The sequence below is a fragment of the Streptomyces sp. NBC_00009 genome (assembly GCF_045040855.1).
In the GTDB taxonomy this organism is placed as follows: Bacteria; Actinomycetota; Actinomycetes; order Streptomycetales; family Streptomycetaceae; genus Streptomyces; species Streptomyces aureus.
In genome coordinates this window covers 2,949,694-2,963,466 of record NZ_CP108312.1, presented here as the reverse complement: position 1 = coordinate 2,963,466, position 13,773 = coordinate 2,949,694, and the positions used below count along the sequence as shown (strand labels likewise).

Below are 13,773 nucleotides of genomic sequence, written 5' to 3'. Positions count from 1 at the left end.
CCACCCCCGTAACGCCCCGTAGACCGGACGGCCGGGCGGCGTTCGCGTCAATCCGATAACGGCTGCGGAACGGCCCTTTATCTGACATCTACGCGCGTTACGATCCGTCCGAAAACCAGCGCCGGGAGCCCGGCGCTCAGGTCAGGTCGAAGGAGCCTCCCTTGCGCCGGGTAGCCAAAATCTCTGCTGCGTGCATAGCCACCGCGGCACTCGCTCTCACCGCCACCGCATGTGGCGGCACTTCCTCGGACAACGAGTCCTCGGGCTCCTCGTCGGACTCCGGCAAGAAGGGCGGCGTCAAGATCGGCCTCGCCTTCGACGTCGGCGGCCGCGGCGACCACTCCTTCAACGACTCCGCCGCGCGCGGTGCCGACAAGGCCAAGAAGGAGTTCGGCGGTGACCTCAAGGAGCTGACCGCCAAGACCTCCGACACCGAGGCCGACCGCGAGCAGCGCCTGTCCGACCTGGCCGACGCCGGCTACAACCCCATCATCGGGGTCGGCTACGCGTACGCCACCTCGATGACCAAGGTCTCCGCGAAGTACCCGAAGACCACCTTCGGCATCGTCGACTCCGTGGTGAACGCCAAGAACACCGACTCCATCGTCTTCACCGAGGAGCAGGGCTCCTACCTGGCCGGCGTCGCCGCCGCGCTGAAGACGAAGAAGGACCACGTCGGCTTCATCGGCGGTGTCGACGTCCCGCTGATCAAGAAGTTCGAGGCGGGTTACGTCCAGGGCGTCAAGGCCACCAACCCGAAGATCAAGGTCGACGTCCAGTACCTGAGCCACGGTTCGGACACCTCCGGCTTCGCCTCCCCGGACAAGGGCAAGGAAGCCGCCCAGGGCATGCTCGACAAGGGTGCCGACGTCGTCTACTCGGCGGCCGGCTCCTCCGGCAACGGTGCCATCGAGGCCGTCTCCGGCACGAAGGGCGCCTGGGCGATCGGCGTCGACTCGGACCAGTACAACATCCCGGGTCTGGCCAAGTACAAGTCCTCGATCCTGACTTCGGTCGTCAAGAACGTCGACATCGGCGTCTACGACCTGATCCAGTCGGTCAAGGACGGTTCGCCGAAGACCGGCACCAACACCTACGCCCTGAAGGACGGCGGCGTCTCGCTCGCCACCTCCGGCGGCTACATCGACGACATCCAGGCCAAGCTGGACGCCGCCAAGGAGCAGATCGCGAGCGGCAAGGTCAAGGTCAAGACCACCCCGTGACCTGAGGCCCCTGAGGGCCCGGCTCGGCGGGGGGAGTAGCGAAAGCTTCCCCTCGCCGGGCCATAACAATGTGTCAACTCTACGCGTGTAGCTAAGAGTTGGCGTATTACCGTCGCCGACGCGCCCCCGCGCGGCTCCGCGCGACCGTTCACCCCTTCCGTACGTACGTCCTGTCCCCCGAGGAGAGTGCGCCATCAACGCGTCCAGCCCTCCCGCCGTCGAACTGCGCGGCATCACCAAGCGCTTTCCCGGCGTCGTCGCCAACCGCGACATCGACATCACCGTACGGCGGGGCACCGTCCACGCCCTGTGCGGTGAGAACGGCGCCGGCAAGTCGACCCTGATGAAGATCCTCTACGGCATGCAGAAGCCGGACGAGGGCACCATCGCGGTCGACGGCACCCAGGTCACCTTCGCCACGCCCGCCGACGCCATCGCGCGCGGCATCGGCATGGTCCACCAGCACTTCATGCTGGCCGACAACCTCACCGTCCTGGAGAACGTCGTCCTGGGCGCCGAGAAGCTGCACGGCATCGGCGGCAAGGCGCGTACGAAGATCCGTGAGATATCCGAGGCGTACGGCCTCGGGGTGCGGCCCGACGTCCTCGTCGAGGAGCTCGGGGTCGCCGACCGGCAGCGCGTCGAGATCCTCAAGGTCCTCTACCGGGGCGCCCGGACGCTGATCCTCGACGAGCCCACCGCGGTCCTCGTGCCGCAGGAGGTCGACGCGCTCTTCGACAACCTGCGCGAGCTCAAGTCCGAGGGCCTCACCGTCATCTTCATCTCCCACAAGCTGGGCGAGGTGCTCTCCGTCGCGGACGAGATCACGGTCATCCGGCGCGGGACGACGGTCGGCTCCGCCGTTCCGAGCGAGACCACCCCGCGACAGCTGGCCGAACTGATGGTGGGCAGCGAGCTTCCGACCCCGGAGACCTCCGAGTCCACGGTGACGGACGTGCCGATGCTGGAGGTCGGCGGGCTGACCCTGGGCGACGGCGGACCCGTCTCGATGAAGCCGGCGGGTAAAGCCACCTCGACGAGCATCCTCTTCGTCGACCACGTCAACCAAGAGACGACGCGGCTGCTGCTGGACAACGTGTCCTTCACCATCCACAAGGGCGAAGTCCTCGGCATCGCGGGCGTGGAGGGCAACGGCCAGTCCGAGCTGGTCGAAGCCATCATGGGCATGCGCAATCCCGACTCCGGCACGATCGTGCTGGAGGGCGAGAACATCGCCAAGGCCCCCACCCGCAAGCGCCGCGAAGCCGGTGTCGGGTACATCCCCGAGGACCGGCACCGCCACGGTCTGCTCCTCGAAGCGCCGCTGTGGGAGAACCGGGTCCTCGGCCACGTCACCGAACGCCCCAACTCCAAGGGCGGGCTGCTCGACCTGAAGGCCGCCCGCGCCGACACCGAGCGCATCGTGCGCGACTACGACGTCCGCACCCCCGGCATCGAGGTCACCGCGGCCTCCCTGTCCGGCGGCAACCAGCAGAAGCTGATCGTCGGCCGCGAGATGAGCCACGCGCCCAAGCTGCTGATCGCCGCCCACCCCACCCGCGGTGTGGACGTCGGCGCGCAGGCCCAGATCTGGGACCAGATCCGCCGCGCCCGCCGCGAAGGCCTCGCCGTGCTGCTCATCTCGGCCGACCTGGACGAGCTGATCGGCCTGTCCGACACCCTGCGGGTGATGTACCGCGGCCGCCTGGTCGCCGACGCCGACCCCGCCACCATCACCCCGGAGGAGCTGGGCTCCGCCATGACAGGTGCGGCCTCCGGCCACCTCCAGCACACGGAAGACGCCGAAGGCGGGGACGCCCGATGAAGACACTGATATCCCGGGGCAAGTCCCGGATCGACAAGGAGCGGCTGATCCTCGCGGTCGCCGCCCCGCTCCTGGCGATCATCGCCGCACTCGTCGTCACCGCCGTGATCATCGCGGCGACCGGCAAGGACCCCTTCGCCGCGTTCAGCGACATGGTGACCTACGGCTCCGCGAGCGACAGCCAGGTCTACATCCTCAACAAGGCGACGACGTACTACCTCGCGGGTGTCGCGGTGGCCATCGGCTTCCGCATGAACCTGTTCAACATCGGTGTCGACGGCCAGTACCGGCTCGCCGCGTTCGTCGCCGCCGTGCTCGGCGGGGCGCTCACGCTGCCCGGCTGGCTCTCCATCCCGCTGATCATGCTCGCCGCCATGGCGACCGGCGCCCTGTGGGCCGCCATCGCGGGCATCCTCAAGGTGACCCGCGGGGTCAGCGAGGTCATCGCGACGATCATGCTGAACGCGATCGCCACCGCGATCATCGCCTACCTGCTCCAGCCCGAGCAGCTCGGCCAGCTCGACGACGCCGGCACCCTGGTCTCCACCAAGCCGCTGCCGAAGTCCTCGTACTTCTTCGCGATGGACGCGGGACCGGCCGGCCAGGTCTGGGGCTTCATCGTGATCGCCGTGCTCGTCGGCATCGCGTACTGGTTCGTCCTCGGCCGCACCCGCTTCGGCTTCGACCTGCGCACGGTCGGCCAGTCCGAGTCGGCGGCCGCCGCGAGCGGCGTCAGCGTCAAGAAGATGGTCGCCACCAGCATGATCATCTCGGGTGCCGTGGCCGGTCTGGTCGGCATGCCGACGCTGCTCAACGACAGCCACCAGTACGACAACAGCTTCCCGGTGGGCCTCGGCTTCACGGGCATCGCCATCGCGCTGCTCGGCCGCAACCACCCGGTCGGCATCGCGCTCGGCGCCCTGCTGTGGGGCTTCCTGGAGCGCACCACCAACCACCTGGAGTTCCAGGGCTACGACAAGGAGATCCTCGGCGTGATCCAGGGCGTCATCGTCCTGTGCGTCGTCATCGCCTACGAGGTCGTACGCCGCTACGGGCTCAAGCGCCAGCAGCAGCGGGTCGGCGCCGAGCTCGCCGCGCAGGCCGCCGCCGTCCGCACCGACAAGCAGGAGGTGGCCGGATGAGCGCCACGAAGACCGACACCCCGCCTCCCGCGGCCCCCGCGGTGAGCGGCGCCAAGAAGGCGCGCGGCCGGCTCTCCACGGGCCAGACTCTGATGATCGTCGTCGGCGCGCTGTTCCTGGTCTCCGCCGTCCGCGTCATCACGGGCGCCGACCAGCTCACCTCCGGCGGCCAGATCAGCGCCGCGCTCGGACTCGCCGTGCCCATCGGCCTCGCGGCCCTCGCGGGCCTGTGGTCGGAGCGGGCCGGCGTGGTCAACATCGGCCTCGAAGGCATGATGATCCTCGGCACGTTCGGCGCCGGCTGGCTCGGCTGGCAGACCAGCCCGTGGCTCGGCCTCGTCTGCGGCATCGGCTTCGGTGTCCTCGGCGGTCTGATCCACGCCGTCGCCACCATCACGTTCGGTGTCGACCACATCGTCTCCGGTGTGGCCGTCAACCTCCTCGCCCTGGGCGCCACCCAGTACCTCGCCAAGCTGTTCTTCGCCGACGGCGAGCCCGCGGCCAAGGGCGGCAACCCCAAGCAGTCGCCGCCCGCCGAGTCGCTGGGCGACGTCACGATCCCGGGCCTGTCCAGCGGGCTGCACTCCATCGAGCAGCACCACTGGTTCCTGGTCTCCGACCTCGCCGGCATCCTCGGCGGCCTCGTCACGAACGTCTCCGTGATCACGATCCTCGCCGTGCTGCTCTTCGTGGGCAGCTGGTGGGTGCTGTGGCGCACCTCGTTCGGTCTGCGTCTGCGCTCCTGCGGCGAGAACCCGGTCGCGGCCGAGTCCCTCGGCGTCAACGTGTACGCGCACAAGTACGCGGCCGTCGCCATCTCCGGCGGACTCGCGGGTCTCGGCGGCGCGTTCCTCGCGCTGGTCACCTCCCACAGCTACCTGGAGGGCCAGACCGGCGGGCGCGGCTACATCGGCCTCGCCGCCATGATCTTCGGCAACTGGCGGCCGGGCGGACTCGCCATGGGTGCGGGCCTGTTCGGCTTCTCCGACGCGCTCCAGCTGCGCAACGGCGGCGAGACCGTCCACGCGCTGCTGCTCCTGCTGGTCGTCCTGCTCGCCCTCCTGGCGGGCTGGAAGGCGTACCGAAAGGCCATGATCCAGGCCACGATCAGCGCGGTGATTGCCGTGGTCGTCCTGGTCTGGTACCTCCTGACGGATGAGGTGCCCGGCGACTTCGTCGGCGCCACCCCGTATGTCGTCACCCTCCTGGTGCTCTCGCTGTCCGCGCAGCGGCTGCGGATGCCGAAGGCCGACGGCATGCGCTACCGGAAGGGTCAGGGCAAGTGACGGAAGCCGACTGGGAAGCACTCAGGGAGGCGGCCCGCGAGGCCATGTCCCGCGCGTACGTGCCGTACTCGACCTTCCCGGTCGGCGCCGCGGCCCGCGTGGACGACGGCCGCACCGTGTCGGGCTGCAACGTCGAGAACGCGTCGTACGGGCTCGGCCTGTGCGCCGAGTGCGGGCTCGTCTCTCAGCTCCAGCTGACCGGCGGCGGCCGCCTGACGCACTTCACGTGCGTGGACGGCAAGGGCGAGATCCTGATGCCGTGCGGCCGCTGCCGCCAGCTCCTGTACGAGTTCGGGGGGCCCGAGCTGCTCCTGGAGACGACGTCGGGGATCCGCCCGCTCGGCGAGATGCTCCCCGACGCGTTCGGACCCCAGCACCTCAACTGACCGAAGGCCCTGCCCTGTTGGGCGGGGCCGCTTTCAACGGGTCGCTCTATGCGCGTAGAGTCGCCCCTGCTGTCACCTGTCGGCCCTGCTGCCACCTGTGGAAGGACAACGCCATGGACGTCATCTCCGTCATCCGGACCAAGCGGGACCGGGGCGAACTCAGCGACGAGCAGATCGACTGGGTCATCGACGCGTACACGCGCGGCGTCGTCGCCGACGAGCAGATGTCGGCGCTCGCCATGGCGATCCTCCTCAACGGCATGAACCGTACGGAGATCGCCCGCTGGACCGCCGCGATGATCGCCTCCGGCGAGCGCATGGACTTCTCGTCCCTGTCCCGCCCGACCGCCGACAAGCACTCCACCGGAGGCGTCGGCGACAAGATCACGCTGCCGCTCGCCCCGCTGGTCGCCGCGTGCGGCGCCGCCGTCCCGCAGCTCTCCGGCCGCGGCCTCGGCCACACCGGCGGCACTCTCGACAAGCTGGAGTCCATCCCCGGCTGGCGCGCCCAGCTGTCCAACGACGAGATGCTGAACGTCCTCGACACCGTCGGCTCCGTGATCTGCGCGGCCGGTGACGGGCTCGCCCCCGCCGACAAGAAGCTCTACGCGCTGCGCGACGTCACCGGCACCGTCGAGGCGATCCCGCTCATCGCCTCCTCGATCATGTCGAAGAAGATCGCCGAGGGCACCGGCTCGCTCGTCCTCGACGTCAAGGTCGGCACCGGCGCGTTCATGAAGACGATCGAGGACGCCCGCGAACTCGCCTCCACCATGGTCGAGTTGGGCACCGACAGCGGCGTGCGCACCGTCGCCCTGCTCACCGACATGTCGACGCCCCTCGGCCTCACCGCCGGCAACGCCCTCGAAGTCCGCGAGTCCGTCGAGGTGCTTGCGGGCGGCGGCCCCGCCGACGTCGTCGAGCTCACCCTCGCCCTGGCCCGCGAGATGCTCGACGCCGCGGGCATCAAGGACGCCGACCCGGCGAAGGCCCTCGCCGACGGCTCCGCGATGGACGTCTGGCGCCGCATGATCGCCGCGCAGGGCGGCGACCCGGACGCGGCCCTGCCCACGTCCCGTGAGCAGCACGTGGTGGTGGCCGGGAAGTCCGGCGTCCTGACCCGCCTCGACGCGTACGACATCGGCGTCGCCGCCTGGCGCCTCGGCGCGGGCCGCGCCCGCAAGGAGGACGTGGTGCAGGCCGCCGCCGGCGTCGAACTCCACGCCAAGCCGGGCGAGTCGGTCACGGCGGGCCAGCCGCTGCTCACGCTCCACACGGACACGCCGGAACGCTTCGCGTACGCGCTCGAGTCCGTCGAGGGGTCGTACGACATCTCGGCTCCGGGGACGGCGTACGCGGCTACGCCGGTCGTGCTGGAACGTATCGGCTGACCTGGGGTTTCCTCGTACGGGTGAACGGGATCGGTAGACCTCTGCCGGTCCCGTTCGGCATGCTGGACTCGGTGACGCACCGATAAGGAGACCGCCATGAGCGCACTCACCGTCCGCCATGACCCCGAGCAGGGCTGGGACGAACTGGTCCGGCTCTGGGAGGAGATGGAATGGCCGGAGGGCTGCAAGGTGGAGATCATCGACGGGAATATCACCGTGTCACCTGCACCCGCTTACCAGCACAATCTGATCGCAGCGCGCATTCAGCGGCGCCTGTACTCCGTGATCCCGGAGGAGTGGGAGATCTTCCAGACGCAGGCCATCGCCGTGCCGTCCCGCATGGGCATGCTCATCCCGGACCTCCTCGTGGCGCCGAGCCAGGAGGACGTGGAGTCTGATTCGCACATTCCGGCGGCTCTGGCCGAACTCGTCGTCGAGATCACCTCGAAGTCCAACGCCGTGCACGACCGCATCAGCAAGTGCGCCGCGTACGCGGCCGCGGGCATCCCCTTCTACCTGCTCGTCGACCGCTGGTCGCCGGTAGGCCCGGTGGCGACCCTCTACGGCGAACCCACCGGCGACGTGTACCGGCCGCTGAGTGTCGTCAAGTTCGGAGATCCCCTCCAACTCCCGGCACCTTTCGGCCTCACCATCGACACCGGCGAGTTCCCCACCCCCTAGATCACCCCAACACCGCCGCCACCACCACAAGCGCCGGCACCGAAGCCAGCGTCGACAGCAGGATCGACTCCCGTGCCAGCTTCTCCGCAACGCCGTAGCGCGACGCGTACGTGAAGAGGTTCTGCGCGGCCGGGAGCGCCGACGTCACCACCACGTCCAGGAGTGACGCGCCCCGCAGGCCGAAGACGCCCGCCGCGAGCACCCACGCCACCGCGGGCTGGCCCACCGACTTCAGTGCCACCGACAGCAGCACCGGGACCCGGTCGGAACCGCGCCGGGCCGGCAGCGAACTCCCGCACAGCGAGATCCCGTACGCGAGCAGCACCACCGGCACGGACATCTTGCCGATCAGATCGACCGGGTTGAAGACCGGGCCCGGCACCGTCCATCCCGTGGCCGCCACCGTCACCCCGGCGAGCGCGCCGACCGCGATCGGGTTGCGCAGCGGCGTGACGAGCCGCCGCCACAGCGACTGCTTCTCCCCGGCCTCCGACAGATCGAGGACCGTCATCGCTATCGGCGTCACCACGATCTGCTGGAAGAGCAGCACGGGCGCGACCAGCGAGGCGTCGCCGAGGACGTACACGGCGATGGGGATGCCGAGGTTCCCCGAATTGACGTAGCTGGAGCACAGGGCGCCGATCGTCGTCCGCCCCACGCCCCAGCGGCGCGCGACGCCCACCGCGATGAACACCCCGGCGGCCGCCGCCGTGCTCAGCGCCGTCACCAGCAGCCGCGGCGACAGGATCACCGAGAGGTCGGCCTTCGCGAGCGTGGTGAACAGGAGCGCGGGCGTGGCGACATGGAAGGCGAGCTTGGTGAGGACCTCGCGGCCGTTGTCCCCGAGATAGCCGCGCTTGCCGATCAGGTAGCCGACGGCGATGACCACCGCGATGACGGCGAACCCGTTCAGCACCCCTGTCACGATGCTCCCTGCCGGCGTCGTGCGGACGGCTGAGCAGGTACGCGATCAAGGAGCATCCCCATAGCGTCGGAGGGCACCCGACGCGGGGTCAACGTGATGCGCGCGACACATGGGGAACGTGATGCATGGCACTAGGGTCTTTCGTTTGGATCAGGCCGGGCTCGCGGGGTCTGGCACCGCACCTCGCGGCGTTGTCGTCACTCGCCGACGCTCCGCGTCGACTCCTTCCTCCGCCTTGCGATGCACGGCACCAGACCCCGCTCCCTGATCCGGCCTGATCCAAACGAAAGACCCTAGGCGCGCGGCCGGACCGCCGATGAGTTCCCGTCGCCGGGCAGGTCTCCCCTGCGTGGCTGTTTCCCGACTTCCCGACCTGGCTCTCGCCGGCCCCCTGCGCCGCGGCGACGTGCCGCACCTGTGCGAGCAGGTGCGCACGGCGTGCGCCCGCGCCCCCGCACGCGACGTCGTCTGCGACCTCGCGGCCGTCACCACGGCCGACCTCGCCACCGTGGACGCGCTCGCCCGGATGCAGCTCGCCGCCCGCAGGGCCGGGTCAGGACTGCGGCTGCGCGATCCGTCCCCGGCCCTGTGGGCCCTGCTTCAGCTGGTCGGCCTGCCCGGCCTAGGCGGCCTGGTCGTCGAGATGGAGCGGCAGACCGAACAGCGGGAAATAGCGGGCCGTGTCCAGGAAGCAGTGGAGTCCGGTGATCCGGCCCTCTGAGATCTCCAGGACCTGGACGGCCCACGGCGCGAACCCGCCGTTGTCCGGGTCGGGCTTGTAGTGGGCGAACGCGGGCGATCCGTTGGCCTCGACGGGCATCAGGCGGCTGTCGGCACATGAGGCGCCGATCGTCGTCATGAAGCCCGTGATGTCCGGCGTGCCGCGCAGCCACAGGTCGAACGGCGGCATGGTCATGATGGCGTCCTCGGCGAGCAGCGCCGTGAGGGCCTTCATGTCGTATCCCTCGAACGCGGCGACATAGCGCTCGAGGAGCGCCTGGTGCTCCTCGTCCAGCTCGCTGTCGGAGCCCTTCTTCTCGGCCGGGGGTTCGGCGAGCGTGGCGCGGGCCCGCTGGAGCGCGCTGTTCACCGACGCCACCGACGTGTCGAGCAGCTCGGCGACCTCCTGTGCCTTCCAGGCCAGGACCTCGCGCAGGATGAGCACAGCCCGCTGCTTGGCGGGCAGCTGCTGGAGCGCCGCCACAAAGGCGAGGCGCACCGACTCCCGCGCCACCGCCGCCTCCGCAGGGTCGTGCACGGTCGGCAGCACGCGCGCGTCCGGCATCGGCTCCAGCCACACGTTGTCCGGCCGGGGTGTGAGCGCCGCCTGCGCCAGCGGCGCCGCCGCCGTCAGGTCCATCGGTCGGGCCCGCTTGTTGCCCGCGTTCAGCATGTCCAGGCAGACGTTCGTCGCGATGCGGTACAGCCACGACCGCAGGCTGGAGCGGCCCTCGAACTTGTCGAAGCTGCGCCAGGCGCGGACCATCGTGTCCTGCACCGCGTCCTCGGCCTCGAAGGCCGAGCCCAGCATCCGGTAGCAGTACCCGGTCAGCTCGACCCGGTACTGCTCGAGACGGACGTCCAGCTCAGTGGTCGTCCCTGCGATGTCACTCATGTCCACACCCCGCCCTGCGGCTTCTGGCAAGTCCCGAAAGTCCATGCAAGTCCCAGCACTTCGGAAGCTACCGCAGTGCACTGACAACGGCCCCCGGACCGGCGAAATACGCCGGTCCGGGGGCCGTTGTCAGTAAGATCCGAACGCGGTCAGTGCGCCGCCACGAGCGTCTGCCGCTGCTGAACGCGCGCCGCGTGCGAGCCCCACAGAGTCACCGACACGACGCCGAGCACCGCCACCAGGCCGAGGGCCACGGTCCCGGCCCAGCCGCCTGCGTGGAAGGCCACCGCGCCGAGCGTGCCGCCCACGCTGGAGCCGATGTAGTACACGGACTGGTACAGCGCGGACGCCTGCGCCCGCCCGTGCGTCGCCGTGTGGCTGACCGAGGACGACGCCACCGCGTGCCCGGCGAAGAAGCCCGCCGTGATCAGGACGAGGCCGAGCAGCACCAGGATGATCGAGTCGCCGAGCGAGAGCAGCAGCCCGGACGCCGTCGTGCCCACCGCCAGGTACAGCGCCCCGCGCCGCCCGAGCCGCGCGACGAGCTTGCCGGCCGCGGCCGAGGAGACCGTACCCACCAGGTACACCAGGAAGATCGAGCCGATGATGCCCTGCGGGAGCGAGAACGGCGCGGCCGTGAGCCGGTAGCCGATCACCGTGTACACGGCGCCGAAGACCGTCATGAAGAGGGCGCCGATCACGTACAGACGGCACAGCAGCGGGTTCGCGAGGTGGCCGCGCACCGTGCGGGCCAGGACCCGCGGCCGCAGCGAGCCGGGGTTGAAGTGCCGCGGCTGGGGCAGCAGCAGCCGGAACGCGATCGCGCACGCCACGGCGATCACGCCGATCGTGCCGACCGCCGCGCGCCAGCCCCACTCCTGCGCGACCCACCCGGTGATGACCCGGCCGCTCATCCCGCCGATGGAGTTGCCCGCCACGAACAGGCCGATCGCGGCGACCAGTGCCTTGGGCCGCACCTCCTCCGCGAGATACGCCATCGCCGAGGCCGGCAGACCGGCGAGAGCGGCACCCTGGAGCGCCCGCAGCGCGATCAGCGCGCCGAGCGAGGGCGCGAACGGCACGAGCAGGCCGACCGCGACCGCCACCGACAGGGACGCCGTCATCACGGTGCGCCGCCCGAACCGCTCCGACAGGGCGCTCAGCGGCAGGACACACAGAGCGAGCGCGCCCGTCGCGCCGGACACCGTCCAGCTCGCGGCGCTCGCGCTGACGCCGAAGTCCGCCGAGACGAGCGGGAGCAGGGCCTGCGTGGAGTAGAGCAGGGCGAAGGTCGCGACCCCGGCCAGGAAGAGGGCGAAACTCATCCGGCGGTAGCCGGGTCCGCCCGGGTTCAGACGGGTGTCGGGGGCTTCGGGGGACGACGGCTTACGGGCGGCGACCGCGTGGGTGGCGGCCGCCCCGCTACTGGCAGGAGGCATGTCTCGAACGTAGGCCTCCGTGTTTCATGCGTCCAATGCATGAAAACGCCATAATCGATCCCATGGCGCATAAACAGAGTTCAGAGGCTCGTCTGTCACCATCCAGTGACACAGAAGACATCGTGACGACGCTCGCGCCACGCTTGTCGTACTTCGCCGCGGTCGCCCGCACCGAGCACGTCACGCGGGCCGCCCACGAGCTCGAGATCCCCCAGTCGACGCTGTCGCGCGCCCTGGTCCGCCTCGAACAGGACCTCGGCGTGGAGCTGTTCGCGCGCCACGGCCGCACCGTCTCGCTCACCCCGGCGGGCCGCACGTTCCTCACGTCCGTCGACAAGGCGCTCGCCGAGGTCGGCCGCGCCGCCGAGTCGGTACGGGCCGACGCCGACCCCGCGTCGGGCAAGGTCGCCTTCGGCTTCCTGCACACCATGGGCTCCGAGACCGTCCCCGGCCTGATCCGCGCCTTCCGCGCCGACCATCCGCGCATCCGCTTCAGCCTCGTCCAGAACTACGGCGAGGCGATGCTGGAGCGCCTGCGCGCCGGCGAGCTCGACCTCTGCCTCACCTCTCCCATTCCCGACGCGCCCGGCCTCGTCGCGCGCCGCCTCGACGAGCAGCGCCTGCGCCTGGTCGTCCCCGACGACCACCGCCTCGCGGGCCGAAAGCGCGTCCGTCTCGCGGAGGCGGCCGACGAGACGTTCGTGACCCTCGAACCCGGCTACGGGCTGCGCCGCATCACGGACGGCCTGTGCACGGAGGCGGGGTTCAAGCCGCGCATCGCCTTCGAGGGGGAGGAGACGGAGACCCTGCGCGGCCTGGTCGCTGCGGGCCTCGGCGTGGCGCTCCTGCCGCCACCTGCCGTACCACGCCCGGGAGTTGTGGAGCTGACGGTGACCGGGCAGAGGGCGGTGCGCGAGATCGGCGTGGCCTGGCTCGACGGGCATCCGGACACCCCGCCGGTGGCCGCGTTCAAGAAGTTCCTGCTCTCCCGGCGCGGCAAGCTGCTCTCCGAGTGGACCCGCGCGGAGGAGTAGTCACCGCCCGAGGGACCTGCCGAAGCCCGAGGCCAGGGGCATCCGCAGCCCCAGCGGCGGCGGCGCGGCGAGCGCGTCCTGCACCGGGCGCGAGAACGCCCGGCCGAAGAGCGAGCCGAGCACGAAGTCACGGGCCAGGGCGTGGACTTCGGTGCGGTGCTGGTGGAGCGCGTGACCGTCGGAGTGCACCTCGAAACGGCAGATGTCGCGGTTGGACTTCTTCGCGCGGGCGGCCAGACGGAACGACAGCTCGGGATCCGTGCGCTCGTCGTTCGTGCCGTGCACGATGAGGACGCGGCGGCCCGCGAGCTGTTTCACCGGTTCGAGGGGCGCGGCGACGTCCTCCTCGGGCAGCCAAGGGGCAAGCGCGAGCACCGAGTTGACGGCGCTGTGCCCGCCCGCGTGCAGCGCCGCGCGGGCGCCCATGTCGACGCCGACGAGGCACACGGGGACGTCGCCGTAGCGCCGCACGGCCTCGTCCGCCGCCCAGTCGGCGTCGCGCGCGAGCTGCGCCTGCGTGCCGTTCCAGCCGCGACTGCGGTAGTGCACGACATGCGCCGCAAGGCCGTCCCGCCGCCCCTCGCGCGCGAGGGCGCGCCCCAGGGTCCGTACGGTCGCCGAGGCCAGCGGTGACGGTCTGCGCGCAGAGGTCTCCGCGCCTGCGGGAAGCAGCAGGACCACACCGCTCACCGTCGCGGGGACGGGCCCCACGGCCTTCCCGAGCCGGGCCTCACGGACCGTCGTCGCTTGCTGTCCCATGACAGAACAGTGTCAGAAGGCCCGGTGTACGCCACCCGTCCGCAGGGTCACTGTTACGTATCGACAG

At 70.4% G+C, this 13,773-nt stretch carries 13 protein-coding genes; 9 read left to right on the top strand and 4 right to left on the bottom strand.

The window, feature by feature from the left end:
• The first annotated feature begins 161 nt into the window (after positions 1-161).
• From OHA58_RS13140 to OHA58_RS13110, 7 genes are all read left to right on the top strand, one after another.
• Positions 162-1,223, top strand: coding sequence for a BMP family ABC transporter substrate-binding protein (locus tag OHA58_RS13140; RefSeq protein ID WP_326774390.1), 1,062 nt, complete (start codon positions 162-164; stop codon positions 1,221-1,223).
• A gap of 193 nt (positions 1,224-1,416) precedes the next feature.
• A complete protein-coding gene (locus OHA58_RS13135) occupies positions 1,417-3,048 on the top strand; it encodes an ABC transporter ATP-binding protein (protein ID WP_405484942.1) in 1,632 nt (543 codons plus the stop codon).
• Positions 3,045-4,190, top strand: coding sequence for an ABC transporter permease (locus OHA58_RS13130; RefSeq protein ID WP_405478866.1), 1,146 nt, complete (start codon positions 3,045-3,047; stop codon positions 4,188-4,190). Before OHA58_RS13135 ends, OHA58_RS13130 begins: the two co-directional genes overlap by 4 nt.
• Complete coding sequence (locus OHA58_RS13125) at positions 4,187-5,476, top strand: ABC transporter permease (RefSeq protein WP_405478865.1); 1,290 nt, start codon at positions 4,187-4,189, stop codon at positions 5,474-5,476. The genes OHA58_RS13130 and OHA58_RS13125 overlap by 4 nt, the downstream gene beginning before the upstream one ends.
• Positions 5,473-5,862: a cytidine deaminase gene (locus OHA58_RS13120; RefSeq protein WP_405478864.1), complete on the top strand. Its 390-nt coding sequence runs from the start codon at positions 5,473-5,475 to the stop codon at positions 5,860-5,862. Before OHA58_RS13125 ends, OHA58_RS13120 begins: the two co-directional genes overlap by 4 nt.
• A gap of 113 nt (positions 5,863-5,975) precedes the next feature.
• Positions 5,976-7,253: a thymidine phosphorylase gene (locus OHA58_RS13115; RefSeq protein ID WP_405478863.1), complete on the top strand. Its 1,278-nt coding sequence runs from the start codon at positions 5,976-5,978 to the stop codon at positions 7,251-7,253.
• A 96-nt stretch (positions 7,254-7,349) separates the two neighbouring features.
• On the top strand, positions 7,350-7,934 hold the full coding sequence (locus tag OHA58_RS13110) for a Uma2 family endonuclease (protein WP_405478862.1): 585 nt from the start codon (positions 7,350-7,352) through the stop codon (positions 7,932-7,934).
• Position 7,935: 1 nt separating this feature from the next.
• On the opposite strand, the gene OHA58_RS13105 is transcribed toward OHA58_RS13110, so the two are convergent.
• Entirely contained in the window at positions 7,936-8,859 is a 924-nt protein-coding gene (locus OHA58_RS13105) for an AEC family transporter (RefSeq protein WP_405478861.1), read from the bottom strand.
• Positions 8,860-9,208: 349 nt separating this feature from the next.
• Here OHA58_RS13105 and OHA58_RS13100 point away from each other — a divergent pair, with 349 nt between their 5' ends.
• A complete protein-coding gene (locus OHA58_RS13100) occupies positions 9,209-9,580 on the top strand; it encodes an STAS domain-containing protein (RefSeq protein WP_405478860.1) in 372 nt (123 codons plus the stop codon).
• On the opposite strand, the gene OHA58_RS13095 is transcribed toward OHA58_RS13100, so the two are convergent.
• Both OHA58_RS13095 and OHA58_RS13090 read right to left on the bottom strand, forming a co-directional pair.
• A complete protein-coding gene (locus OHA58_RS13095) occupies positions 9,482-10,474 on the bottom strand; it encodes a sigma-70 family RNA polymerase sigma factor (RefSeq protein WP_405478859.1) in 993 nt (330 codons plus the stop codon). The genes OHA58_RS13100 and OHA58_RS13095 overlap by 99 nt on opposite strands.
• A 149-nt stretch (positions 10,475-10,623) precedes the next feature.
• The gene (locus tag OHA58_RS13090; RefSeq protein WP_405478858.1) at positions 10,624-11,913 is read right to left on the bottom strand and encodes an MFS transporter; all 1,290 of its coding nucleotides are present in this window, start codon (positions 11,911-11,913) and stop codon (positions 10,624-10,626) included.
• Positions 11,914-11,975: 62 nt separating this feature from the next.
• Here OHA58_RS13090 and OHA58_RS13085 point away from each other — a divergent pair, with 62 nt between their 5' ends.
• A complete protein-coding gene (locus OHA58_RS13085; protein WP_405478857.1) occupies positions 11,976-12,947 on the top strand; it encodes a LysR family transcriptional regulator in 972 nt (323 codons plus the stop codon).
• Here the strand turns inward: OHA58_RS13085 and OHA58_RS13080 are convergent, their stop codons facing one another.
• Positions 12,948-13,706: a prolyl oligopeptidase family serine peptidase gene (locus OHA58_RS13080; RefSeq protein ID WP_405478856.1), complete on the bottom strand. Its 759-nt coding sequence runs from the start codon at positions 13,704-13,706 to the stop codon at positions 12,948-12,950.
• Positions 13,707-13,773 lie beyond the last annotated feature (67 nt).

Bases quoted from the DNA above. Each gene is read 5' to 3' on its own strand.
- OHA58_RS13115 (WP_405478863.1), top strand. From the start codon at position 5,976: ATGGACGTCATCTCCGTCATCCGGACCAAGCGGGACCGGGGCGAACTC.
- OHA58_RS13095 (WP_405478859.1), bottom strand. From the start codon at position 10,474: ATGAGTGACATCGCAGGGACGACCACTGAGCTGGACGTCCGTCTCGAG.
- OHA58_RS13110 (WP_405478862.1), top strand. From the start codon at position 7,350: ATGAGCGCACTCACCGTCCGCCATGACCCCGAGCAGGGCTGGGACGAA.
- OHA58_RS13080 (WP_405478856.1), bottom strand. From the start codon at position 13,706: ATGGGACAGCAAGCGACGACGGTCCGTGAGGCCCGGCTCGGGAAGGCC.
- OHA58_RS13125 (WP_405478865.1), top strand. From the start codon at position 4,187: ATGAGCGCCACGAAGACCGACACCCCGCCTCCCGCGGCCCCCGCGGTG.
- OHA58_RS13090 (WP_405478858.1), bottom strand. From the start codon at position 11,913: ATGCCTCCTGCCAGTAGCGGGGCGGCCGCCACCCACGCGGTCGCCGCC.
- OHA58_RS13085 (WP_405478857.1), top strand. From the start codon at position 11,976: ATGGCGCATAAACAGAGTTCAGAGGCTCGTCTGTCACCATCCAGTGAC.
- OHA58_RS13130 (WP_405478866.1), top strand. From the start codon at position 3,045: ATGAAGACACTGATATCCCGGGGCAAGTCCCGGATCGACAAGGAGCGG.